Here is a 23944-nt window from a genome sequence, read left to right as displayed (position 1 = left end):
GGGAACCTCCGCGACAGCCACGGACGGGTGACCGTAGTCTGGTTCACGTGACTGATGACCTGCGCGAACAGGTGCACGCCGCCGCCCGGCGCGCCCGTGTCGCGGCCGACGACCTGGTCCTGGCCACCCGCGAGCGCAAGGACGCCGCGCTGCACGAGATGGCCGCCGCGTTGCGCGCCCGTGCGCCAGAGGTCCTGGAAGCCAACGCCAAGGACATCGAGGCGGGCCGCGCCGCCGGCCTGTCGGAGGGCCTGCTGGACCGCCTCGCGCTGAACGAGAAGCGCATCGACGGCGTGGCCAAGGGCCTGGAGACGGTGGCCGGTCTGGCCGACCCGGTGGGCGAAGTGCTGCGCGGCTCGATCCTGCCCAACGGCCTGGAGCTGCGGCAGATCCGCGTCCCGATGGGCGTGGTCGGCATGGTCTACGAGGCCCGCCCGAACGTCACCGTCGACGCCGCCGGTCTCGCGCTGAAGTCCGGCAACGCCGCCCTGCTGCGCGGCTCGTCGTCCGCCGAGCACTCGAACACCGCGCTCGTGGCGATCCTGCGCGACGCCCTGGAGGCGGCCGGTCTGCCCGCCGACGCCGTGCAGCTGCTGCCGTGCCACGACCGTGCCTCGGTCACCCACCTCATCACCGCGCGCGGCTTGGTGGACCTGGTGATCCCGCGCGGCGGGGCGGGCCTGATCGACGCGGTCGTGCGGCAGGCGACCGTGCCGACCATCGAGACCGGTGTCGGCAACTGCCACGTCTACGTCGACGCGACCGCCGACCTGGACATGGCGGAGACGATCGTCCTCAACTCCAAGACCCGCCGCACGAGCGTGTGCAACGCCGCTGAGTCCCTGCTGGTGCACGCCGCCATCGCGGACGAGTTCGTCCCGCGCATCACGGCCGCGCTGCGCGACCACGAAGTCACCGTGCACGGCGATGAGACCTTCGCGCGCCAAGAGGGCGTCGTGGCCGCCAACGACGAGGACTGGGACACCGAGTACCTGTCCCTGGACATCGCCGCCCGCGTGGTCGACTCGCTGGACGAGGCCGTGCGGCACATCGCCGAGCACGGCTCCGGCCACACGGAAGCCATCGTGACCAGCGACGTCGCCGCGGCCCGCCGCTTCACCGCCCGGGTCGACGCGGCGGCGGTCATGGTCAACGCCTCCACGGCATTCACCGACGGCGGCGAGTTCGGCATGGGCGCGGAGATCGGCATCTCCACCCAGAAGCTGCACGCGCGCGGTCCGATGGGGCTCGCCGAGCTGACCTCGTCGAAGTGGGTCGCGTGGGGCGAGGGGCACGTCCGGCCGTCGTCGTGACCGAGTGATCCACTCGTCACCCATCGAGGCGTAACTGCACCCCGAAAGGACGGTGACGCCGGCCTCAGGACGGGCAGACTGGTCGAGTCCGATCAGCCGTTGCGGTGAGGTGGTAGCCCGATGGGGAAGTGGCAGCTGCAAGTCGACGGTGGCAAGTGCGTCGCCAGCGGGATGTGCGAGGCGATCGCGCCCGACCACTTCCGGCTCGACGGCGTCTCCCAGCCGATCGACCCCTCCGTCGACCCGGACGAGGTCGTGGTGGAAGCCGCCGAGTCGTGCCCCGTGGAGGCGATCCTGGTGCGCGGCTCGGACGGCGCGGTCGTCGCCCCGTCGGCCTGACGGTTCGTGACCGGCGTCACTCGAACTAGTCAAAAAATCTTCGGTCGATCGCGTCATAGCCGCTGAAGTGGTCCGTTTCACCGTTGCGCGGCTCTGTTTCGGGGTGGGCCGCGCTTCCGCGGAGGCGGCCTCCTCCCCCAGGGCCGCGGACGGGGAGTCGAGGTGCGCGGGCGGCCGACGGGGACTTGAACGGCCGCCCGCGCACCGCGCGAACTACGCTCACGTCTCATGTCCAACCGCCGCATCGGCGTCATGGGTGGCACCTTCGACCCGGTGCACCACGGCCACCTCGTGGCCGCGAGCGAGGTCCAGGCCCGCTTCGACCTGGACGAAGTCGTGTTCGTGCCCACCGGCGAACCGTGGCAGAAGAGCGCGCGCGAGGTCAGCCCCGCCGAGGACCGCTACCTGATGACGGTCATCGCGACCGCCTCCAACCCGCGGTTCTCCGTCAGCCGGGTCGACATCGACCGAGGTGGCCCCACGTACACGGTCGACACGCTCACCGACCTCAAGGCGGCCTACCCGGGCGCGGAGTTGTTCTTCATCACGGGCGCCGACGCGCTGGAGCAGATCCTGTCCTGGCGGCGCGCGGACGACGTGTTCGACCTGGCGCACTTCATCGGCGTCACCCGACCGGGTTATGACCTGGACGACACCCACCTGCCGCCCGGCGCGGTGTCGCTCATCGAGGTGCCCGCGATGGCCATCTCCTCCACCGACGTGCGCGCCCGCAACGCCACTGGGCTGCCCATTTGGTACCTCGTGCCGGACGGTGTCGTTCAGTACATCTCCAAGCGCAGGCTTTACTCGGTGCTTGACTGACGCCGGACGCCGGTACCCTCATTGACTCGTGCGGGTGTATCGGCACCCGCCGAGGGTGATGAGGAGAGACGTGGCAGCCACCGACGAGGCACGACGGTTGGCGCTGGTCGCCGCTAACGCGGCAGCCGACAAGAAGGCGCACGACGTGATCGTGCTCGACGTGTCCGACCAGCTCGTGATCACGGACGCGTTCGTGATCGCGTCCGCTCCCAACGAGCGGCAGGTCGGCGCGATCGTGGACAACATCGAGGAGAAGCTGCGCGAAGCGGGCCGCAAGCCGGTCCGCCGCGAGGGCGCGCGCGAAGGCCGCTGGGTCCTGCTGGACTTCGTGGACGTCGTCGTGCACGTCCAGCACGTGGAGGAGCGCAGCTTCTACGGCCTTGAGCGGCTGTGGAAGGACTGCCCGCGCATCGAGTTCGACGCCGGGCCGAACGCCGTGACCGACGAGGTCGCCGAGGCATGACCCTGAACCGGCTCGTGCTGTGGCGGCACGGTGAGACCGACTACAACGCGACCGGTCGCATGCAGGGACACCTGGACTCGGCGTTGACCGAAACCGGGTGGAACCAGGCGCGGTTCGCGGTGCCGGTGCTCGCCGGGTTCGCGCCCGAGCTGGTGGTGGCCTCGGACCTGCGCCGGGCGCGGGACACGGCCACCGTGTTCACCACCGCCACCGGCATCGGCCTGCGGGTCGACGAACGGCTGCGGGAGACCAACCTCGGCAAGTGGCAGGGCCTGACCTCGGACGAGATCGAGGTCGAGTGGCCGGGCATGTTGGAGGCCTGGCGGGCGGACGGGACGATCGCGCCGCCCGACGGCGAGACCCGCGTGGAGGTCGCCGAACGGGCGCTGGAGGTCGTGGCGGCGGTCGACGCGGAGTTCGCCGGCACCGTGATGCTGTGCGCGCACGGCGGCCTGATCAGCGCGTTGACCGGGCGGCTGCTGGACCTGCCGGTGGACCGGTGGGGCCTGCTCGGCGGCATCGGCAACTGCCACTGGACCGTGTTCACCCGGCGCCCGCACGGCGACGGGTCGTGGCGCCTGTCGTCGTACAACGCCGGAACCACCCGGTGAGACTGCTCGTCCTCGGCGACTCGCTGACGTTCCACGGTCCGCAGGGGCCGTTGCCCGCGGACCACCCGCAGCTGTGGCCGAACGTGGCCGCGGCGGCGTTGGGCGGACACACGGAGCTGGTCGCCGGGTTCGGGTGGACCGCGCGGGACGCCTGGTGGGCGTTGACCGGTGATCCGCGCGTGTGGTCGTTGTTGCCGCGCACGGACGTCCTTGTGCTCGCCGTGGGGCACATGGACACGTTGCCGTCGCCTCTGCCGACCTTCTTGCGGCAGGGGCTGCGCTACCTGCGTCCCGACGGGCTCCGCCGGCACGCGCGGTCGACCTACCGGACGCTGCAACCCCACCTGTCGCGCCTGCTCGGCGGGTATCCGGTGGCGTTGCCGCCGCACTTGACCGTGCGTTACCTGGACTCGTGCGTGCGGTCGGTGCACGCGTTGCAGCCGGGTATCCGGGCGGTCGGGATGACCCCGTCCGTGCACCGCTCCCCGGCCTACGCGAACGTGCACAGCGGACGTCCGGCCGCGGAGCGCGCTGTGCGGTCATGGGCCGAGGGCGCCGACGTGCCGCTGCTGGACGTGCCCGAGCTGGTCGGCGATCACGTCCGGTCACGGCGCGGCAACCCGGACGGCATGCACTGGGGCTGGGACGGGCACGCGCTGGTCGGCGCGGCCATGGCCGATCTCATCAGGTCCGTGGCGGTCAGCCACTCGGGCACGGCGGAGCCGTAGTCTCGGCACTCGTGTCCATCACGATCGTCACCGACTCGACGGCTTACCTGCCGGAAGGGTTCGCGGAGCGGCACGGCATCCGCGTCGTCCCGCTGCACGTGGCGGTGGACGGGCGCAGCGTGCTGGACGGCGTGGACTTCGGCCCGGAGGAGCTGGCGGCGGCCCTGGGCGAGCACCGGCGGGTGACCACTTCCCGGCCGACTCCCGGCGAGTTGGCCGACGTGTACCGGCAGGTGCTGGACGAGGGCGTGGACGGGATCGTGTCCGTGCACCTGTCCCGGGAGCTGTCGGGGACGTGGGAGGCGGCGCGGCTGGCGGCCGAGGAGGTCGATCCGGCGCGCATCCGCGTGGTGGACTCGCGGGCGACCGGGATGGGGCTGGGGTTCGCGGTGCTCGCCGCGTGCACCGCCGGCGACGATCCCGCCTGCGTGGAGGCGGCGGCCGCACGTGCGGCCGAGCGGATGAAGATGTTTTTCTGCGTGGAGACGTTGGACCACCTGCGGCGGGGCGGCCGGATCGGGGCCGCGGCGGCGCTGGTGGGCACGGCTCTCGCCGTCAAGCCCCTGTTGCACGTGGACGACGGGCGGATCGTGCCGCTGGAGAAGGTGCGCACGATGGGCCGCGCGATCGGCCGGTTGGTCGACTTGGCGGCGGCCGCGGCCGGCACCGGACCGGTGGGGCTCGCGGTGCACCACTTGGCCGCTCCCGAGCGCGCCGCCGAGCTGGCAACGCTGCTGGACGAGCGCGTGCCGGGGTCGACCGGCTGCCTGATCTCCGAGGTCGGCGCGGTGATCGGGGCGCACACCGGGCCGGGCGTGTTGGGCGTCGTGGTACTGCCCGGCGGCTACGAGTAGCCGGAGTTGTCCACAGGCCCCGAGTTGTCCACAGATCCGGATTCGGTGGTCGCGGCCCTTGCGCCATCCGGCCTAGCGTCGACCACATGTTCGAGAACCGATCCGAAACCTCAGCCGCGCGACTCCGCGCCCTGATCGCGAAGAGCCAGGGCAGGCACCGGGCTCGCGAGGAGCCGCTGGTCGTCTTCACCTCGTCCGCGGGCGTCGACCCACCGGGAGGGCTGCGCGCCCTCCTGAGCCGGCTGCCGGTGGGCTCCGTGCCGCGTCGGCGCGTGGTCCTGGTCGGCATGTTGTTGGGCGTGCTGTTGGCGGTCGCGCTCAGCCTGTGGTGGCAGCGGCCCGAGCCGGAGACGCCACCGCCGCTCCCCATGGCCGCCGCAGAGGTCACGCGCCTGCCCGAAGAGCTCGTGGTCAACGTGGTGGGCGCGGTGCCCCGGCCCGGTCTGGTCACCGTGCCCAGCGGCGCGCGGGTGGCCGATGCCGTGGAGGCGGCGGGCGGTGCACACCCCGGCACCGATCTCCAGGGCCTCAACCTCGCGCGCAAGGTCGCCGACGGGGAGCAGATCGCCGTCGGTATCCCGCTCCAGCACCAGGACACCACCGTCGAACCCGTCAACCTCAACACCGCGACGAAGGAGCAACTCGACCAACTGCCCGGCGTGGGGCCCGTGACAGCGCAGCGCATCGTCGAGAGGCGCTTGAAACGCGGCCCGTTCACCTCCATCGACCAACTCGGCGAGATAGAGGGCATCGGCGAGGCGAAGCTCGCCCGGCTCGGCGACCTCGTCCGCCTCTGACGACCCCACCTGGGCGGTTCAACCCCGCCCACGAGTCCCGTCCCGTCCACCACGCGGGTCCGCCACACCGTCCGTACTCCGACCCTCGAACACCTGGAGGCACCCATGTCCATTGACCACACCGTCGTCGGGCGTTTGGCCGGGCGACGGGCCGACCACCGCTCCAAGGGCGTCGATCACGGCCCTGAACGGCGCGGCGGGCCGTGAGCCCTCGCGCCCACCTGGTTCCCGCGGCGCTGGCCGTGTGGGCGGCGGCCCTGACCGGGTTGCTGTGGGCCTGGTGGTGGGCCGTGGTCATCGGTCTCGCGGCCGGCGGGATCGGTGGCCTGGTCCTCCGCCGGGTGCGGCCCACGGCGGTGGCCGTCGTGGTGGCCGGGCCGGTGGCGGCGTGCTGGATCGGTCTCCAGCTGCACGCGTCGGCCCACCACCCGCTGCGTTCGGCGGCCGAGCACGGTGGGCCCACCACCCTCCGGTTCGAGCTGGACGACCGGCCGCACGGACTGCGCACCAGCGGGTTCGGCTCGCGGCAGGGCGGGGTCGACCTGGTCCGAGCCCAGGCGACGCTCGAAGACGGCGGCCGGGTGGTCGTGCTGGCGCCGGCGGCGACGTGGCGGACGCTCCTGCCCGGGCAGAGCGTCCTGGCACGTGGCTCGTTGGCACCGGCCCGGCCCGGTGAGCCGACCGTCGCCCTGTTGCGGGTCCGGGGTCCGCCGCGCGAGGTCACGCCCGCACCGGTGTGGCAGCGCGGGGCGGAGGCGCTCCGGTCGGGCCTGCGGGACGCGAGCGGCGCGCTCGACCCGGAACCGGCGGGGCTCCTGCCCGCCCTGGTCGTCGGCGACACCTCGCGGTTGTCGTCCAGGGTGGTGGAGGAGTTCCGCACGGCCGGGCTGGCGCACCTGCTCGCGGTCAGCGGGGCGAACCTGGCGATCCTGTGCGGCGCGGTGCTGTTGCTGCTGCGGCTGTTCCCCGTGGGGCCCCGCGGGCGTGCGGTCGGGGCGATGGCCGCGCTGGTCGGGTTCGTGCTGCTCGCCGGTCCGGAGCCGAGCGTGCTGCGGGCGGCGGTGATGGGTGCGGTGGCGTTGCTCGCCCTGGTGCTCGGGCGGGAGCGGTCGGCGTTGCCCGCCCTCGCCGCGTCCGTGGTGGTGCTGGTGCTCCACGACCCGGGGCTGGCGGTCGATGTCGGGTTCGGCTTGTCGGTCGTCGCCACGGCGGCGCTGGTCCTGCTGGCGCCGTCGTGGGCGGGGTGGCTGCGCGACCGGGGCGTGCCGGTCGGGCTGGCCGAGGCGCTGGCGGTGCCCGCGGCGGCGCACGTCGCCACCGCTCCGCTCATCGCGGGGTTCGCGGGTGAGGTGAGCCTGGTCGCCGTGCCCGCGAACCTGCTGGTGGCGCCGGTCGTCGCGCCGGTGACGGTGCTCGGGGTGGTGGCCGCCGGCGTCGCCCAGGTCCACGAGGGCCTGGCGCGGCTGGTGGTGGAGGTGGCCGGTCCGGCGGCGAGCTGGTTGGTGGCGGTCGGGCGGCACGCGGCGGCGGTGCCGGGGTCGGCCGTCTCGTGGCCGCAGGGCTGGGCGGGCGGTGCCGCGTTGGCCGCCGCGGTGCTGGTCGGCTACCTGCTGCTGCGGTGGCGGCGGGTGCGGGTGTTGCTCGTGGCGGTCGTGGTCGGGCTGGTCGCGGTGCTGGCTCCGGTCGGGGTGTTCGCGCCGCGGTGGCCGGTGTCCGGCTGGGCGGTGGTCGCGTGCGACGTGGGGCAGGGCGACGCGGTCGTCCTCGCGACGGCCGAGCCCGGCCGGGCGGTGTTGGTCGACACCGGGCCCGATCCGGTGCCGGTGTTGGGGTGCCTGCGGCGGCTGGGCGTGCGGCAAGTGCCCTTGGTGGTGCTCAGCCACCTGCACGCCGACCACATCGGTGGGTTGGCGGCGGTGCTGGCGGAGCGGGGTGTGGGCGCGGTGGCGGTGGGTCCGTCGCGCAATCCGGGATGGGCTTGGAGGGAGGTGCGGGAACAGGCGCGGGCGGCGGGTGTCCGCGTGGTGGAGCTGGCCGCCGGGCAGCGGCTGAGCTGGCCGGGGCTGGAGCTGGACGTGCTGGGGCCGCGGGTGGTCCCGAGAGGGGAGGAGAACACGGCCGTCAACGACGCGTCGCTGGTGCTGCGCGCGTCGACCCCGGCCGGGCGGGTGCTGTTGACCGGGGACGTCGAACTCGCGGGCCAGGCCGGGCTGCTCGACGCGCCGGTCGACCTGCGGGCCGACGTGCTGAAGGTGCCGCACCACGGGTCGCGCTACTCGTCGCCGGCGTTCCTCGCGGCGGTGCGGCCGAAGGTTGCGCTGGTCAGCGTTGGCGCGGGCAACCGCTACGGCCACCCCAGCGGCGTGCTGGTCGACTCGCTCGCACGTCAGGGTGCGCTGGTCCTGCGCACCGACCGGGACGGCGACACCGCCGTCCTACCCGGCCCGGACGGGCCGCGGGTCGCCCGGCGCGGCGACCCGATCGACAACAAGTGAAGGGGAGAAACCATGAGCAACGACAACGACAGTTGGATCCGCCTGCACACCGGCTGGGAACCGCGTGAGGTGGGGTGGGCGCTGTGGCAGCCCGGGTACGTGGCCCATCCCTGGCCGCGCGACGAGTTGGGGCCCGACTTCGTCTTCTACATCTGCGACGACGTCGGGCGGGACGGGCGTGCCATCGTGGCGAAGGCGAAGGTCACCAAGATGGTCCCGACCACGGAGGTGAAGTCGCCGGAGGCCGCGTATCGCCGGATCGCGGACGCGCTGTTCGACGACGAGCTGACGATCCCGCCGGAGAACTGGCGGGCCAATCGTTACAACGGGCACAAGTCCGCGGTGCCGTGGCCGCAGTTGGTCACCGCCTGGCGTGCGGAGGTCGAGGAGGTGGAGCCGCACGTGATGCCGGAGCTGTCCTCGTTCCCGCGCAGCGGGTGGCTGCGCACCGCCCGCCTCACCTTGTGACAGTCGGGCCGTGCGTTGGGCGGCCGGGCCGTGCGTTGGGCGGCCGGGCCGTGTGATGGGCGGCCGGGCTGTGTGATGGGCGGCTGGGCTGTGTGATGGGCGGCTGGGCCGTGTGATGGGCGGCCGGCTGTGCGGTTGGCAGTTTGGCCGTGCGTTGGGCGGCTGGCCGTGCGGTTGGCAGTTTGGCCGTTCGATGGCCGGCTGGGACCGCGTTTGGCTTGCGCGCCAAGGCCTTTCGGTCGAAAAGCCCTGGCGCGCAAGCCACGGCGGGGTCTGCTGTGGACCTTGCTCGGCGGTCAGTCCTTGAGGGCGTTGATGACGGCTTCGGCCGACGGCGGGACGTTCGCGCGCGGTCCCACGCGGTCGCCGAGGGCGTCCAGGGTCTTGAGGCCGTCGCCGGTGATCAGCAGCACGGTCTCGGCCTCGGGGTCGAGCTGTCCGGACTCGATGAGCTTCTTCGCGGTCGCCACGGTCACGCCGCCGGCGGTCTCCGCGAAGATGCCCTCGGTGCGGGCGAGCAGGCGGATGCCCTCGACGACCTCTTCGTCGGTGACGTCCTCGATCGCGCCGCCCGTGCGGCGGACCGCGTCGAGCACGTACGGGCCGTCGGCGGGGGCGCCGATCGCCAGGGAGCGGGCGATGGTGTCCGGGCGGACGGGGGAGACCACGTCGTGGCCTGCCTTGAACGCGGCGGACACGGGGGAGCAGCCGGTGGCCTGGGCGCCGAACACCTTGTACGGGGTGGCCTCGACCAGGTCCAGCTCGCCGAGTTCGCGGAAGGCCTTGTCGACCTTGGTGAGCTGGGAGCCGGACGCGATCGGGACGACGATCTGGTCGGGCAGGCGCCAGCCCAGCTGCTCGGCCACCTCGTAGCCGAGGGTCTTCGAGCCCTCGGCGTAGTAGGGGCGGACGTTGACGTTGACGAACGCCCAGTCCTCGTGCTCGGCGGCGAGTTCCTGCGCGAGGCGGTTCACGTCGTCGTAGTTGCCGTCGACCGTGATCAGGTTGCCGTCGTAGACGGCGGTCATGAGGATCTTGGCGCGCTCGAGGGAGGAGGGGACGAGCACGACCGACTGCCAGCCCGCACGGGCCGCGGCGGCGGCGACGGCGTTCGCGAGGTTGCCGGTGGAGGGGCAGGCGAGGACCTTGAAGCCCAGCTCGCGGGCCGCCGCCAAGGCGACGCCGACGACGCGGTCCTTGAACGAGTGGGTGGGGTTGCCGGTGTCGTCCTTGACCCAGACCTTCCGGACACCCAGGGCCTTGGCGAGGTTGTCGGCCTCGACCAGGCGGGTGTGGCCGGGGTTGGTGTTGGGGTGCGACTCGACGTCCGAGGGCACGGGGAGCAGGCCGCGGTAGCGCCAGATCGACCGGGGGCCCGCCTCGATGTCCTCGCGGCGGACGCGGCCGAAGTCGTAGGCGACTTCCAGCGGCCCGAAACACTCGAGACAGGCGTATTCCGGGGCGAGCGGGGTCTCGTGACCGCACTCGCGACACGACAGGGCACGGGCCGGGCCGAGGTCGAAGGAGGTGGCGGTCGAGGGCACACTGACAGCGGTCATCGCGAGGTTTCTCCTCATCTTTCCCGCGAGGCGGGTCGGAATTGGCACCGTGGTCGGCAGTGCGCAGCACTGCAACGACGGGTTGCCGGGGCTTCTTCGGGCCGATCCCTCTGCCCCTCTGGATGAGCGGTATTCGGTTGTGCCCTCAACTTACGACACCGTCCCGAGCTTCAGCCAGATCCGTCCACCATCCGGACGGCGACGGCGGCGTGGGAGGATCGGGTCCGTGAGCGCGTCCGCAGTCGCCCCGGCCCCCGTGCAACTGGTGGTCGGCGAGGAGGAGTTGCTGGTCGAGCGTGCTGTCCGCAGGGCGCTGGCCGCGGCCCGCCGGGTCGATCCGCAGGCCGACCTGACCCGCGTGAAGGTGACCGACCTCACCCCTCCTGAGCTGGCCGAACTGGTGAGCCCGTCGCTGTTCGCGGAGGGTCGCGTGATCGCTCTGGAGGGTGCGCAGGACGCCGGCAAGGAGATCGCGGACGCGGTCCTCGCGTACGCGAAGTCGCCGGCGGACGGGGTGACCCTGGTGGTCGTCCACACGGGCGGCGGGCGCAGCAAAGTGGCGAAGGAACTACCTACGGCTTTGCGCAAGGCCGGGGCCGAGGTGATCGAGTGCCCCAAGATCACCAAGGCCGCCGACCGCGAGGCGTTCGTCCGCAACGAGATCCGCACGGCGGGCGGCAAGGCCGACCCGGAGGCGGTCGGTGCGCTCATCGATGCGGTCGGGTCCGACCTTCGGGAGCTGGCGGCGGCGGCGTCGCAGCTCGTCGCGGACACCGGCGGCAAGGTGGACGTGGAGGCCGTCCACCGCTACCACCGGGGCCGGGCCGAGGTGACCGGGTTCGCGGTGGCGGAGAAGGCGGTCATGGGCGACCGGGCGGGGGCGCTGGAGGCGTTGCGGTGGGCGATCCACCTCGGTGTGCCGCACGTCCTGGTCGCCGACGCGCTGGCGGACGCGGTGCGGACCATCGCGCGGGTGTCGGCGGTGGGTCGGGGTGACCCGTTCAAGCTGGCGGGTGAGCTGGGCATGCCGCCGTGGAAGGTGAAGAAGGCGCAGGGGCAGGCGCGGGGCTGGGACGGGGCCGGGCTGGCGGCGGCGATGTCGGTGGTCGCGGACCTGAACGCGGACGTGAAGGGTGTCGCGGCGGACTCGGGCTACGCGCTGGAACGGGCGGTCTTGAAGATCGTCGCTGCCCACGGCCGCCGCTGACCGGATACCGGATGGCCGACGCTGGGCCGGCCGACGCTGGGCAGGCGGGCGTTGGGTCGGCCGACGCTGGGCTGGCCGTGGGCTTGCGGGCGTTAGGTCGGCGGGTGCTGGGCTGGCGGGCGCGGTGGTTGCGGCCGGCCGGAACGGGCCGGTGAGCCGGAGTGGACTGGCGGGCCGCGGGCTGGTGGGGCGGAGTGGACTGTGGGCCGGTGGGTGCTGTGCGGTGAGTGGGGCGCTGGATGGTGGCGCTGAGTAGTGGGTGGGGCTGGGTGTCCTCAGGCTGAGGGAAGGGCGCCTGGGTGGGTGACAAACGCGAAGCGCCGCCCCCGGTTGTGGGGCGGCGCTTCGGGAGTGCGGCTGGGCTGGAGGCCCGGGCCGTCAGATCTGGTTGGCGCGCTTCGCCAGGGCCGACTTCTTGTTGGCGGCCTGGTTGGCGTGGATCACGCCCTTGGTGACGGCCTTGTCCAGCTTGCGGGAGGCCTCGCGGGCCAAGGCGATGGCCTTGTCCTTGTCGCCGGCCTCGGCGGCCTCACGGAACTTGCGGATGGCGGTCTTGAGGGACGACTTGACGGCCTTGTTGCGCAGGCGCGCCTTCTCGTTCGTCTTGATCCGCTTCATCTGGGACTTGATGTTCGCCACGCGAAAGCCACCTTTTCCTTCGAGTTCGGAGTCGCACCGCGCTTGTCGTCGGCTCCGCCCCCTCTCGAGGGCGGTCTTCCTCCACAGCGGAATGCCGCGCGGTACGGCTGACTAGGTTAACAGGGGGCGGTGCCGCCCTCCCAACCAGGGCGGTTGGGTGTGGGCGTGGCCACGGTGGGAAAAACAGTACGGGTGTCCCGTTAAGCTGATCGGGTGATGAGCGCACTCGATTGGCCGGGGTTCGGGGAGATCACCGTCGCCGGGTTGCTGTTCCTCTGTCTTGCGGCTGCCCTCGCGGGGGCTGTGGACGCCGTGGTGGGCGGAGGTGGGTTGATCCAACTGCCCGCCTTGTTGCTCATCGCGCCTGGTGGGCAGCCGTTGTACGCGTTGGCCACGAACAAGGTGGCCGCTGTGGTGGGGACTGCGTCGGCGGTTACTACTTATGCGCGGCAGACGACCATTGACTGGTGGGCGGCCTTGCCGATGGCGTTTGCGGCGTTCGGTGGGGCGGTTGGGGGTGCGGCGTTCGCTGGGGCGTTGGCGCCCGGGGTGTTGAACGGTGTGGTCCTGGTCGCGCTGGTCGGGGTGGGGCTTTACACGTGGCGCAAGCCTGAGTTGGGGGTTGCGGAGACGCCTCGGTTCAAGCGGGTCGCGCAGATCGGCGTCATGGCGCTGGGTGGGGCGGTGATCGGGTTCTACGACGGGCTGGCGGGGCCGGGTACCGGGGCGTTCCTGGTGTTCTTGCTGGTGGGGGTGGTGGGGTTCGCGTTTCTGCGGGCCTCGGCTACGGCGAAGATCGTGAACGTCGCCACGAATTTGGGCGCGTTGATGTACTTCATCCCGGCTGGGAAGGTGCTGTGGGGGCTTGGGCTGGTGTTGGCCGCGTGCAACGTCGCCGGGTCGGTGTTCGGGGCTCGGCTCGCGGTGCGGCGCGGGTCGGCGTTCGTTCGGCGGGTGTTCCTGACCGTGGTCGTGGCGCTGGTGGTCAGTCTGGGGTGGAAGGCGGCGCTTGGATGACCTTGAAGGTCGCGCCCATCGGGTCGCCGACGGTGGTGAACCGGCCGAACCGGGACTCGGCCACGTCCCCGACCGGGATGCCGCCCAGTTCCCGCGCCCTGTCGACCGCCGCTTCCAGGCTGGTCACCGCGAAGTAGGTCATCCAGTGCGGCGGGATCTCGGCCGGGATGTCGGCCGCCATCCCGAAGATCCCGCCCACGACCCGGCCGTCGGCCTTGAGTTGCGTGTACGGGAAGTCCGGCAGCGGGTCCAGGCCCAGGCCGAACACCTGCTGGTAGAACTCGGCCGCGCTGAAGGCGTCGCGGGTGGCCAGTTCGTTCCAGATCACCGTGCCGGGCTCGTTCACGACGTACGCGCCGATGTGCGTCCCCGCCTCCCACAACCCGAACGCGGCACCGCTCGGGTCCACGGCGACCGCGCCGCGCCCCGGTCCGCCGGTGTCGAACTCCGGCACCAGGACCTTGCCGCCGTTCGCGCCGATCAGCTCGATCGACTCGTCCAGGTCGTCGGTGGCCAGGTAGGTCGTCCAGACCACCGGGAACATCACGTCGCGCGGCATCTCGCCGAAGCCCGCGACCGGTTTCCCGCGCACCAGCGCCATCGTGTAGTAGCCGGTCTCGGGGCCGCCGATCTCGAAGTCCCAGCCGAACAGGCCGCCGTAGAAGTCCATGGTGGCCACGCGGTCGGTGGTCATCATGTCCACCCACGCGGGCGTGCCCGGCGCGTACGGGGTGCTCAGCTCGCTCACCCCGACAACGGTTGCACCGCGCACCCGGACCCGCGAGTTGATCACGGGACGACGGGCGGAGCGCGCATCCCGACAACCTGATCCCGATGACGAGACCGCCTGATCGCCGACGACGAGACCACCTGATCAGGAGGCGAGACCACCTGATCTCCGACGACTGGCGGTGGTCAGGCGGAAGGCCCGGCCGTGCCTCCCCCTGAGTGCACGGCCGGGTCTTGGTGGGTGGTGATCACCCGGGATCTTGTCCGTCGGTCTTGTCCGTCTTGCCGGTCTCGCCGGTCACGTCGTCGCGAGGTTTGCGCGGCCTGCCCCGCTTCGGTGGCGCCGCCGCGCCGGAGGGGGCCCGTCCCGCCTCCGCCAGGGCGCGGCGGAGGAGGAACTCGATCTGCGCGTTGGTGCTGCGCAGTTCGTCGTTGGCCCACCTGGTCAGCGCGTCGTGCACGGCCGGGTCCAGGCGGAGCAGGACGCTCTTGCGCTCGGCCACGTCAGTGGTACAGCGACCCGGCGTTCACGACGGGTTGCGTCGACCGGTCACCGCACAACACCACCAGCAGATTCGACACCATGGCCGCCTTGCGCTCCTCGTCCAGTTCCACCACGTCCTGCTCGGCGAGCCGGGCCAGCGCCAGCTCCACCATGCCGACCGCGCCCTCCACGATCCGCTGCCGCGCCGCGACCACCGCACCCGCCTGCTGGCGCTGGAGCATCGCCTGCGCGATCTCCGGAGCGTAGGCCAGGTGCGTCAGCCGGGACTCGATCACCTTCACGCCCGCCGCCTGCACCCGGGCCGCGATCTCGACCGACAGCGTCTCGGTGATCTCGTCGGCGTTCTCCCGCAGCGACAGGCTCGCGTCGTCGTGGCTGTCGTACGGGTAGCTGGTGGCGATGTGCCGCACGGCGGTCTCGGTCTGGATGCCGACGAACCGGACGAAGTCGTCCACCTCGAACTTGGCCCGGGCCGTGTCGTCGACCTGCCACACCACGACGGCGGCGATCTCGATCGGGTTGCCGTCGGCGTCGTTGACCTTCAGCGTCGCCGTCTCGTGGTTGCGGATGCGGGTGGACACCCGGACCTTCGTGGTGAACGGGTTGGCCCAGCGCAGGCCGTCCCGCCGCACCGTGCCGGTGTACCGGCCCAGGAACTGGAGCACCCGCGCCTCGCCGGGCGCGACGGTGAACAGGCCGCTGCCGGTCACCAGGCCGGCCCCGGTCAAGATCACGCCGGTCACGATCACCGGCGCGTTCGGGCCGTCCGTGACGGGCAGGAAGCCCAGCACGACCACGGCCGCGCCGGCCAGCGTCAGGGCCACCGCCACCAGCAGCATGGTCCACCCCGAGACCTCGGACGCCTCGCGCTCCCGCACGGCCGGCGCCGGCATCCGGACGCTCACATCGGTCGACGTATCCATCTCGCACCCCTCACGGTCTATCGCTTGCTTAGCAAAGTGATATCACTTTTTCCCGGGCGGTGCCAAGCCGGGTAACGCATGAGGACCGAACCTGTCCGCAATGCCATCTACCGTGGGCGTATGACCGAGGTTCTGAGCCGTCGAGCCGTCAACCGCGCCACGCTGGCCCGGCAGTTCCTGCTGGAGCGCACCGCGCGGCCGGTGCCCGAGGTCGTCGCGCACCTCGTAGGGCTCCAGGCCCAGACCCCGCACACCTGGTACACCGGTCTGTGGTCGCGGATCGCGGACTTCCGCCCCGAGGACGCCGCCGACCTGCTCGTCGACCGCACGCTGGTCCGCATCGCCGTGATGCGCTCCACGATCCACCTGGTGACGGCGTCCGACGCCCTCGCGCTGCGCCCGCTCGTCCAGCCCGTGCTCGACCGCGACCTGTTCCGCAACTTCACCCATGGCCCGGACATGCGCGGCCTCGACGTGGACGCCGTGGTCGCCGCCGGCCGCGCCCTGCTCGCCGAGAAACCCCGCACCAACAAGGAACTCGGCGCGCTGCTTCACGAGCGGTGGCCCGACCGCGCGCCGTCCGCGCTGGCCTACGCCATCCGCTGCCAGGTGCCGCTGGTGCAGGTGCCGCCGCGCGGCCTGTGGGGTCGCAGCGGCACCATCGCGCACACCAGTGTCGAGGAGTGGCTGGGGGAGGGCGTCACCGAGCACCCGTCCGTGGAGGACATGGTGCTGCGCTACCTCGCCGCGTTCGGCCCGGCGACGGTGAAGGACGTCCAGACGTGGTCCGGCCTGACCCGGCTGCGCGAGGTGGTCGAACGGCTGCCGCTGGTCCGGCTGCTCGACGAGGACGGCCAGGAGTTGTTCGACCTGCCCGACGCGCCCCGGCCCGACGAGGACACTCCAGCGCCCGTGCGGTTCCTGTACGACTTCGACAACCTGCTGCTGTCCTACGCGGACCGCCGCCGCGTCGTCACCCCGGACGTGAAGGCGCGCGACTACGACCCGCACGGGCCGGTCCCGCAGTTCTTCCTGGTGGACGGTGTGACCGCGGGGGACTGGCGGGTCGAGCGCACCAAGGAGGTCGCGACCCTGGAGCTGCGGCCGTTCCACCGGCTGTCCACTGTGGACGAACTGGAGCGGGAGGGTGCGGCGCTGCTGGAGTTCCTGGCGCACGACGTGCCCAAGCACGACGTCCGGCTCGTGTGCTGAACCTCGGCGGGCGGTGAGCGTCCTGATGGTTATGGGGATCATCATCCGCACGCCGAGCCAGGACCCGGTTGCCGCGTGCGCGGCGCCGGTCGTGCTGGTTGTGGCGGTGATCGGGGAACGCCCGCACCCGCTGGGGCTGGCCGGCGCGGCGGCGGTCGTGGTGGGTGCTGGTGCTGGGCGAGCCCGACCCCGTTCGGCGGCTGTCCGGTGCGGTGATCGTGGTCGCCGGAGTGGCGGCGATCGCCGTGGCGTGATCGGGTGGCACGCGTGGAGGTGCTGGGCAGCCGGGTGTTGGTGCGGTCCCGCGACCCGGAGCGGGCGCGGGCGTTCTACCGGGACGTGCTGGGGCTCGCCGTGTACCGGGAGTTCCCGGGCGGCACGGTGTTCTTCCTGGGCGGCGGGTTCCTGGAGGTGTCCGGTCGGTCCGACGACGGTCCGACCGGCGCGGTCCAGCTGTGGCTCCAGGTCCGCGACCTGCGCGAAGCCGCCGGAGAACTCGCCGAGCACGTGGTCCGCGAGCCGCGTCGGGAGCCGTGGGGGCTCGACGAGATGTGGATCGAGGACCCCGACGGGCTGCGGATCGTGCTGGTCGAGGTCCCCGCCGCGCACCCGCTACGCCGGGACGTCCGCGAGTAGCTCGATCGCGGGCGGCACGACCCCGCCGTGGTGCCGCAACGTCGTGCGCGCGCCGGTGAAGCCCGCCGCCTCGGCCTCGCGGACCAGCTCGAACTCGGACACGTCCAGCACCATCCGGTGCACCGACACGACCAGCCGGCCACCCGGCTTGAGCACCCGGAACAGCTCGTGGAACGCGGCCGGCCGGTTGTCCCACAGCTGGACGTTGTTCACCGACACCACGACGTCCACCGACGACGGCTCCTGCCCGGTGCGCGCCGCCGTGCCCTCGCGCAGCTCGACCCGGTCGGCCGCGATGAGGTCCGCGCACCGCTCCCGCGCCTCGTCCAGCATGACCCGCGACGGGTCCACGCCGATCGCCTTGAACGCCCGTTCCGCCGCCAGCCGCAGCCCCACACCCGGCCCCGGACCGACGACCAGCACCGTCTCGTTCGCGGCCGGGTTCGCGACCTCGACCACGTGGGCCTCGACCTTCGCGTTGACCTTCGCCATGACCCGGCCGCCCAGCTCGCCCACCTTGCCGCGCGGGTGGCCGAACGCCGCGTCGAACGCCTTCATCAGCCTCGTCGCCATGCCTCCAGGGTCCGCGCGGCGAAACGAGACGGCATCGGGGATCGCCCTGAAGTTGTTTCCGGGGCGTTTCTGTCGGGTTCGGGGTAGTGACGTCGGATGTTTGCGCAGTCAAGATGTGGACCATGACGACGAGCCGCACGTCCAGCCTGCGCCGGACCCCTGCCCGAGCGGTCGCGCGTCTCGGGGAGCTGTTCGACGGCTACCTCGACCCGCACCGCCCGCACGCCGGCGCCTACGACGAGATGTTCGGCGACGACTCGTCGGTGCGCTCGGCCTACCGCGCGCTGTACGAGTCGATCGCGCCGTCCCGGGTGGCCGAGCTGACCGCCCGCGCGGAGGCCCTGGACCGGGCGTTCGTCGACCAGGGCATCACGTTCTCGCTGTCCGGCCAGGAGCGGCCGTTCCCGCTGGACCTGATCCCGCGGGTGATCACCGCGTCCGAGTGGGCCAAGCTGGAGCGCGGGATCGTGCAGCGGGTGCGGGCGCTGGAGATGTTCCTGGCCGACATCTACGGCGACGCCCAGATCGTGCGCGACGGCGTCCTGCCGCGCCGGCTGATCACCTCGTGCGAGCACTTCCACCGCGAGGCCGCGCGGGTCAACCCGCCCAACGGGGTGCGCATCCACGTCGCCGGCGTGGACCTGGTGCGCGACGAGGCCGGCGTGTTCCGCGTGCTGGAGGACAACCTGCGCTGCCCGTCCGGGGTCTCCTACGTGATGGAGAACCGGCGCACGATGGCGCGGGTCTTCCCGGACCTGTTCGCCCGGCACCGCGTCCGGTCCGTCGGCGACTACGCCGTGCACCTGCTGCGGTCCCTGCGCAACGCCGCCGCGCCCAACGTGGCCGACCCGAACGTCGTCGTGCTCACGCCCGGCGTGGCCAACTCGGCGTATTTCGAGCACTCGCTGCTGGCCCGGCAGATGGGCGTGGAGCTGGTCGAGGGCCGGGACCTGTTCTGCCGCGACAACGTCGTCTACCTTCGCACCACCGAGGGCGAGCGGCAGGTGGACGTGATCTACCGGCGCATCGACGACGACTTCCTGGACCCGGTGCAGTTCCGGCCGGACTCGGTGCTGGGCGTGGCGGGCCTGATCAACGCGGCCCGCGCGGGCAACGTCGTCATCGCCAACGCGGTCGGCAACGGCGTGGCCGACGACAAGCTCGTCTACACCTACCTGCCCGAGATCGTGCAGTACTACCTGGGCGAGAAACCGCTGCTGCCCAACGTGGACACGTTCCGCTGCTGGCTGCCCGAGGAACGCGCGCACGTGCTGGACCACCTGGACGAGCTGGTGGTCAAGCCGGTCGAGGGGTCCGGCGGGTACGGGATCGTGTTCGGACCGCAGGCTTCACCGCGTGAGCTGACCTCCTTGAAGCGGCGGATCCGGGGGAACCCGCGCGGGTGGATCGCGCAGCCGGTGGTGCAGCTGTCGACCGTGCCGACGAAGGTCGGGGACCGGCTGGTGCCCCGGCACGTGGACCTGCGGCCGTTCGCGGTCAACGACGGCAACTTCATCTTCGTGCTGCCCGGCGGCCTGACCCGGGTCGCGCTGCCCGAGGGCAGCCTGGTGGTGAACTCCTCGCAGGGCGGCGGTTCCAAGGACACCTGGGTGCTCGCGCCACGATCGTCCACTGTGGACCGCGAGTTGGCCGAGCCGGGTCTGGTTGAGCGATCCACCATGGACTCGCCCGCCGCCGAGCAGGGTCCCGAGCTGACCGTCTCGCAACAGCAACAACAGCAACAGCAGCAGTCGGGGAGGGACGCGTGATGCTGGCCCGCAACGCCGAGTCGCTGTACTGGATCGGCCGGTACGTCGAACGCGCCGACGACACCGCGCGCATCCTCGACGTGACCGTGCACCAACTGCTGGAGGACGCGACCGTCGACCCGGACGCGGCGAGCCGGGGGTTGCTGTCGGTGCTGGGCATCGACGCGCCCCGGGACGCCTCGTTCGACGTGTGGTCGCTGACCGAACTGGTGGCTTATGCGCCGGACAACCCGGCGTCCATCGTCGCCTCGGTGACCAGTGCGCGGGAGAACACGCGGGGCGCGCGCGAGGTGGTGTCCGCGGAGATGTGGGAGTGCCTCAACGCGATGTACAACGCGGTCGAGGAGCGGCAGGCCTACGCGCGAACCCTGGGGCCGCACGCGTTCTTCGCGTTCGTGGAGGAGCGGGCGGCGATGTTCGCCGGGCTGGCCGACTCGACCATGAGCCGGGACGACGGGTGGCGGTTCCTGGTGCTGGGGCGCTCGGTGGAGCGGGTGGACATGATCGTGCGGCTGCTGCTGGCGCGGGTGGGGGACAAGGCGTCCTCGCCGGGGTGGGTGACCGTGCTGCGCTCGGCGGGTGCGCACGACACGTACCTGCGGACCTATCGCGGGGCTTTGGACGCTACGCGGGTGGTGCAGTTCCTGCTGTTGGACCGGCTGTTCCCCAGGTCGGTGTTCCACGCGTTGCGGCAGGCCGAAGCGTGTCTGGAGCAGTTGGACCACCAGCCGTCGGTGCGGGTCGGAGCGCGGGCGGAGGCGTTGCGGCTGTTGGGGCGGGCGCGCAGCGACCTGGAGTTCCTGCGGCCCCACGACCTGCTGGACGACCTGCCCCGGCGGTTGAAGGCGTTGCAGGCGACCGTTCGGGACGTGGGCGAGGCCGTGTCGTTGCAGTACTTCCACACCGCGCCTTGGGTCGCGTGGACGAACGCGGAGGTGGTGTGAGCGTGTCGTGGCGGGTGCGGGTGGTGCACACGACCGGGTACCGGTACGAGCAGCCGGTGACGCAGTCGTTCAACGAGGCCCGGATGACGCCCCGGGCGGACCGGCGGCAGAACGTGGTGGTCAGCCGGGTCGAGACGACCCCGGCCACGCGGGCCTACCGGTACACCGACTACTGGGGGACCGAGGTGACGTCGTTCGACCTGCACGCGCCGCACGTGGAGCTGAAGGTCGTGGCGTCGTCGGTGGTGGAGACCGGGGCGGAGGAGGAGCCGGTGCGGACGGCCTCGTGGGCCGACCTGCGGGCCGACTCGCTGGTGGACCGGTACACCGAGTTCCTGGACTGGACGCGGTACGTGCCCCGGGACCGGGAGCTGTCCGCGGTCGCGCGGGGGCTGCGGAAGGGGTTGGCGCCGGCGGAAGCCGTGCTGGCCGCCTGCAACTGGGTGCACGAGCAGCTGCGGTACCAGTCCGGTACCACCGGGGTGCACAGCTCGGCGGTGGACGCCTGGCAGGCCCGGGAAGGGGTGTGCCAGGACTTCGCCCACCTGAGCCTGGTGCTGCTGCGGGCGATGGGCGTGCCGGCCCGGTACGTGTCGGGGTACCTGCACACCAAGCCGGACGGGGCGGTGCGCGAGACGGTGCGCGGGGAGAGCCACGCGTGGATCGAGGCGTGGACCGGCGGGTGGTGGGGGTACGACCCGACCAACGCGATCCCCGTCGGACCCCGGCACATCTGGCTGGCGCACGGGCGCGACTACGCCGACGTCGCCCCGCTCAAGGGCATCTACTCGGGCGGGGCGGCGTCCGCGCTGGAGGTCACGGTGGAGGTCACCCGGCTGGCCTGACCTGCGGTGATCAGCGCCAGCCGAGGCGGCGGAGGGCGTCCACGACCAGGGAGAACCGCTCCGGCTCCAGCACCGAGCCCTCGCGGCGGATGTCGTCCTCGTCCAGCTCGAAGACGCGGTCCAGGCGCAGGTAGGAGACGCGGGCGTCGCGGTCCCACCGGCCCGAGCCCAGCGGCAGGAAGTCGTCCAGTTCGTTCGGGCGCGGGTCCTTGCTGGTCAGCATCAGGGCCAGCAGGGCGCGGCGGTGGCGGCCGACCACCAGCAGCGGGCGGTCCTTGCCGCGGCTCGCGTCCTCCTCGTAGGGCACCCACGCCCACACGACCTCGCCCGGGTCGGCCAGCCCGTCCAGGTCGGGGGAGTACTCCAGGGTGGCCGCCACGGCCTTCGAGTAGACCTCGCGCACCGCGCCGCGCGCCGGCCGCGGGTCCTCACCGTTCGTGTACACGGCCGGGAAGCTTATGGCCCGGGTCACGTCCGGGTGGGGCAGCACGTCGGCGCGGCATGAGATGATGGGCCGATCCCCTTTGTCCGTACCGTGCGAGGAACCTGAGTGAGCACGTTCGCCGATCAGACGTTCACGCCCCCGGAGCTGATCCGGAACTTCTGCATCATCGCGCACATCGACCACGGCAAGTCGACCCTGGCCGACCGCATGCTGCAGCTCACCGGCGTGGTCGAGGAGCGTGCGATGCGTGCGCAGTACCTCGACCGCATGGACATCGAGCGCGAACGCGGCATCACGATCAAGGCGCAGAACGTCCGCCTGCCGTGGCAGGTCGACGGCCAGGACCACGTCCTGCACATGATCGACACCCCCGGCCACGTCGACTTCACCTACGAGGTGTCCCGGGCGCTGGAGGCGTGCGAGGGCACGATCCTGCTGGTCGACGCCGCGCAGGGCATCGAGGCGCAGACGCTGGCCAACCTGTACCTGGCGATGGAGAACGACCTCACCATCATCCCGGTGCTGAACAAGATCGACCTGCCCGCGGCCGACCCGGACAAGTACGCCAAGGAGCTGGCCCACATCGTCGGGTGCGAGCCCGAGGAGGTGCTGCGGGTCTCGGCGAAGACCGGCCTGGGCGTCGGCGACCTGCTCGACGAGGTCGTCCGCCGCGTCCCGGCCCCGGTCGGCGACTCGGACGCCCCGGCGCGGGCGATGATCTTCGACTCGGTGTACGACACCTACCGGGGCGTGGTCACCTACATCCGCGTGGTCGACGGCAAGATCACCCCGCGCGAGCGGATCCGGATGATGTCCACCGGCGCGACCCACGAGCTGCTGGAAGTCGGCATCATCTCGCCCGAGCCGAAGCCGTCGCGCGGCCTGGGCGTCGGCGAGGTGGGCTACCTCATCACCGGTGTGAAGGACGTGCGGCAGTCCAAGGTCGGCGACACCGTGACCTGGGAGAAGAAGGGCGCGACCGAGCCGCTGGCCGGGTACCGCGAGCCCAAGCCCATGGTCTACTCCGGCCTGTACCCGGTGGACGGCTCGGACTACCCGATCCTGCGCGAGGCCCTGGAGAAGCTCCAGCTCAACGACGCGGCGCTGACCTTCGAGCCGGAGACGTCGGCCGCGCTGGGCTTCGGCTTCCGCTGCGGCTTCCTGGGCCTGCTGCACCTGGAGATCACCCGGGACCGCCTGGAGCGAGAGTTCAACCTGGACCTGATCTCCACCGCGCCCAACGTGGTGTACCGGGTCGTCATGGAGGACGGGTCCGAGCACGTCGTGACCAACCCGTCCGACTGGCCGGAGGGCAAGCGGGCCGAGGTGTACGAGCCGGTCACCAAGTGCACCATCATCGCGCCCAGCGACTACATCGGCGCGATCATGGAGCTGTGCCAGTCCAAGCGCGGTCAGCTGGGCGGCATGGACTACCTGTCCGAGGACCGCGTCGAGCTGCGCTACACCATGCCGCTGGGCGAGATCATCTTCGACTTCTTCGACGCGCTGAAGTCGCGCACGCGCGGGTACGCGTCGCTGGACTACGAGGAGTCGGGCGAGCAGGACGCCGAGCTGGTCAAGGTGGACATCCTGCTGCAGGGCGAGCCGGTGGACGCGTTCTCGGCGATCGTCCACAAGGACCACGCGTACGGGTACGGCACGAAGATGGCCACGAAGCTGCGCGAGTTGATCCCGCGGCAGCAGTTCGAGGTCCCGATCCAGGCGGCCATCGGTTCTCGCGTCATCGCTCGCGAGACGATTCGCGCGATCCGCAAGGACGTGCTCGCCAAGTGCTACGGCGGTGACATCACGCGGAAGCGGAAGCTGCTGGAGAAGCAGAAGGAAGGCAAGAAGCGGATGAAGATGGTGGGGCGCGTGGAGGTGCCCCAGGAAGCCTTCGTCGCGGCGCTGTCGACCGAGGACTCGGGCAAGGACAAGAAGAAGTAGCGCATTGTCGATCTCCGCTGACCACTTTCGAGTGGTTCGCGGAGATCAATAGTGGAATAAGTGATCACCTCTGAGACGGTTGGCGTACCGAGTCGAAAGGGGGA

Annotated in this window: 25 protein-coding genes and 1 riboswitch; of the genes, 18 read left to right on the top strand and 7 right to left on the bottom strand. The window is 71.7% G+C overall.

Annotated elements, in window-relative coordinates:
- Positions 1-47 precede the first annotated feature (47 nt).
- From RIN75_RS28305 to RIN75_RS28260, 10 genes are all read left to right on the top strand, one after another.
- The gene (locus RIN75_RS28305; protein WP_309115078.1) at positions 48-1313 is read left to right on the top strand and encodes a glutamate-5-semialdehyde dehydrogenase; all 1266 of its coding nucleotides are present in this window, start codon (positions 48-50) and stop codon (positions 1311-1313) included.
- Positions 1314-1433: 120 nt separating this feature from the next.
- On the top strand, positions 1434-1652 hold the full coding sequence (locus tag RIN75_RS28300; protein WP_309115077.1) for a ferredoxin: 219 nt from the start codon (positions 1434-1436) through the stop codon (positions 1650-1652).
- Positions 1653-1880: 228 nt separating this feature from the next.
- On the top strand, positions 1881-2474 hold the full coding sequence (gene nadD, locus RIN75_RS28295) for a nicotinate-nucleotide adenylyltransferase (protein ID WP_309115076.1): 594 nt from the start codon (positions 1881-1883) through the stop codon (positions 2472-2474).
- 70 nt (positions 2475-2544) lie between these two features.
- Positions 2545-2937 (top strand): ribosome silencing factor, encoded by a 393-nt coding sequence (rsfS, locus tag RIN75_RS28290; protein ID WP_121222264.1) that lies wholly within the window; start codon positions 2545-2547, stop codon positions 2935-2937.
- Positions 2934-3548: a histidine phosphatase family protein gene (locus RIN75_RS28285; protein ID WP_309115075.1), complete on the top strand. Its 615-nt coding sequence runs from the start codon at positions 2934-2936 to the stop codon at positions 3546-3548. The genes rsfS and RIN75_RS28285 overlap by 4 nt, the downstream gene beginning before the upstream one ends.
- A complete protein-coding gene (gene octT / locus RIN75_RS28280) occupies positions 3545-4276 on the top strand; it encodes a diglucosylglycerate octanoyltransferase (protein ID WP_309115074.1) in 732 nt (243 codons plus the stop codon). The genes RIN75_RS28285 and octT overlap by 4 nt, the downstream gene beginning before the upstream one ends.
- Before the next feature lie 11 nt (positions 4277-4287).
- Entirely contained in the window at positions 4288-5130 is an 843-nt protein-coding gene (locus RIN75_RS28275) for a DegV family protein (RefSeq protein WP_309115073.1), read from the top strand.
- 86 nt (positions 5131-5216) lie between these two features.
- Positions 5217-5927, top strand: a complete 711-nt coding sequence (locus tag RIN75_RS28270; RefSeq protein WP_309115072.1) for a ComEA family DNA-binding protein — start codon at positions 5217-5219, stop codon at positions 5925-5927.
- Between the two features lie 203 nt (positions 5928-6130).
- Positions 6131-8422, top strand: coding sequence for a DNA internalization-related competence protein ComEC/Rec2 (locus RIN75_RS28265; RefSeq protein ID WP_309115071.1), 2292 nt, complete (start codon positions 6131-6133; stop codon positions 8420-8422).
- A gap of 12 nt (positions 8423-8434) precedes the next feature.
- Positions 8435-8890, top strand: coding sequence for a hypothetical protein (locus tag RIN75_RS28260; protein ID WP_309115070.1), 456 nt, complete (start codon positions 8435-8437; stop codon positions 8888-8890).
- A gap of 296 nt (positions 8891-9186) precedes the next feature.
- Here the strand turns inward: RIN75_RS28260 and thrC are convergent, their stop codons facing one another.
- On the bottom strand, positions 9187-10449 hold the full coding sequence (thrC, locus tag RIN75_RS28255) for a threonine synthase (RefSeq protein ID WP_309115069.1): 1263 nt from the start codon (positions 10447-10449) through the stop codon (positions 9187-9189).
- A gap of 11 nt (positions 10450-10460) precedes the next feature.
- Positions 10461-10578, bottom strand: a riboswitch (SAM riboswitch).
- A 97-nt stretch (positions 10579-10675) separates the two neighbouring features.
- Between thrC and holA the strand changes: the two genes are divergently transcribed.
- The gene (holA, locus tag RIN75_RS28250) at positions 10676-11656 is read left to right on the top strand and encodes a DNA polymerase III subunit delta (RefSeq protein ID WP_309115068.1); all 981 of its coding nucleotides are present in this window, start codon (positions 10676-10678) and stop codon (positions 11654-11656) included.
- A 378-nt stretch (positions 11657-12034) separates the two neighbouring features.
- On the opposite strand, the gene rpsT is transcribed toward holA, so the two are convergent.
- Positions 12035-12295, bottom strand: a complete 261-nt coding sequence (gene rpsT / locus RIN75_RS28245) for a 30S ribosomal protein S20 (protein WP_121222256.1) — start codon at positions 12293-12295, stop codon at positions 12035-12037.
- Positions 12296-12511: 216 nt separating this feature from the next.
- Here rpsT and RIN75_RS28240 point away from each other — a divergent pair, with 216 nt between their 5' ends.
- The gene (locus RIN75_RS28240) at positions 12512-13312 is read left to right on the top strand and encodes a TSUP family transporter (RefSeq protein ID WP_309115067.1); all 801 of its coding nucleotides are present in this window, start codon (positions 12512-12514) and stop codon (positions 13310-13312) included.
- Here RIN75_RS28240 and RIN75_RS28235 read toward each other — a convergent pair.
- The 3 genes from RIN75_RS28235 to RIN75_RS28225 form a co-directional block, all read right to left on the bottom strand.
- Positions 13281-14060 (bottom strand): VOC family protein, encoded by a 780-nt coding sequence (locus tag RIN75_RS28235; RefSeq protein WP_309115066.1) that lies wholly within the window; start codon positions 14058-14060, stop codon positions 13281-13283. The genes RIN75_RS28240 and RIN75_RS28235 overlap by 32 nt on opposite strands.
- A gap of 229 nt (positions 14061-14289) precedes the next feature.
- Entirely contained in the window at positions 14290-14544 is a 255-nt protein-coding gene (locus RIN75_RS28230) for a hypothetical protein (RefSeq protein WP_309115065.1), read from the bottom strand.
- Between the two features lies 1 nt (position 14545).
- Positions 14546-15469 (bottom strand): SPFH domain-containing protein, encoded by a 924-nt coding sequence (locus RIN75_RS28225; RefSeq protein ID WP_309115064.1) that lies wholly within the window; start codon positions 15467-15469, stop codon positions 14546-14548.
- 120 nt (positions 15470-15589) lie between these two features.
- Here RIN75_RS28225 and RIN75_RS28220 point away from each other — a divergent pair, with 120 nt between their 5' ends.
- Positions 15590-16681, top strand: a complete 1092-nt coding sequence (locus RIN75_RS28220) for a winged helix DNA-binding domain-containing protein (protein ID WP_309115063.1) — start codon at positions 15590-15592, stop codon at positions 16679-16681.
- Between the two features lie 267 nt (positions 16682-16948).
- On the top strand, positions 16949-17317 hold the full coding sequence (locus RIN75_RS28215) for a VOC family protein (RefSeq protein ID WP_309115118.1): 369 nt from the start codon (positions 16949-16951) through the stop codon (positions 17315-17317).
- Here the strand turns inward: RIN75_RS28215 and RIN75_RS28210 are convergent.
- Positions 17294-17890, bottom strand: coding sequence for a methyltransferase domain-containing protein (locus RIN75_RS28210; protein ID WP_309115062.1), 597 nt, complete (start codon positions 17888-17890; stop codon positions 17294-17296). The genes RIN75_RS28215 and RIN75_RS28210 overlap by 24 nt on opposite strands.
- A gap of 122 nt (positions 17891-18012) precedes the next feature.
- Here RIN75_RS28210 and RIN75_RS28205 point away from each other — a divergent pair, with 122 nt between their 5' ends.
- The 3 genes from RIN75_RS28205 to RIN75_RS28195 are packed head-to-tail and all read left to right on the top strand — an operon-like array spanning position 18013 to position 21448.
- Positions 18013-19659: a circularly permuted type 2 ATP-grasp protein gene (locus RIN75_RS28205; RefSeq protein WP_309115061.1), complete on the top strand. Its 1647-nt coding sequence runs from the start codon at positions 18013-18015 to the stop codon at positions 19657-19659.
- Positions 19659-20603, top strand: a complete 945-nt coding sequence (locus RIN75_RS28200) for an alpha-E domain-containing protein (protein WP_309115060.1) — start codon at positions 19659-19661, stop codon at positions 20601-20603. The genes RIN75_RS28205 and RIN75_RS28200 overlap by 1 nt, the downstream gene beginning before the upstream one ends.
- 2 nt (positions 20604-20605) lie before the next feature.
- Positions 20606-21448, top strand: a complete 843-nt coding sequence (locus RIN75_RS28195) for a transglutaminase family protein (RefSeq protein WP_309115117.1) — start codon at positions 20606-20608, stop codon at positions 21446-21448.
- Positions 21449-21458: 10 nt separating this feature from the next.
- Here the strand turns inward: RIN75_RS28195 and RIN75_RS28190 are convergent, their stop codons facing one another.
- Positions 21459-21893 (bottom strand): type II toxin-antitoxin system PemK/MazF family toxin, encoded by a 435-nt coding sequence (locus RIN75_RS28190; RefSeq protein ID WP_309115059.1) that lies wholly within the window; start codon positions 21891-21893, stop codon positions 21459-21461.
- A gap of 105 nt (positions 21894-21998) precedes the next feature.
- On the opposite strand from RIN75_RS28190, the gene lepA reads away from it, so the two are divergent.
- The gene (gene lepA, locus RIN75_RS28185; protein WP_309115058.1) at positions 21999-23840 is read left to right on the top strand and encodes a translation elongation factor 4; all 1842 of its coding nucleotides are present in this window, start codon (positions 21999-22001) and stop codon (positions 23838-23840) included.
- Positions 23841-23944 lie beyond the last annotated feature (104 nt).

Origin of the sequence: Saccharothrix sp. (assembly GCF_031180885.1) — a bacterium.
In the GTDB taxonomy this organism is placed as follows: domain Bacteria; phylum Actinomycetota; class Actinomycetes; order Mycobacteriales; family Pseudonocardiaceae; genus Actinosynnema.
This window is presented reverse-complemented; position numbering and strand designations above follow the sequence as displayed.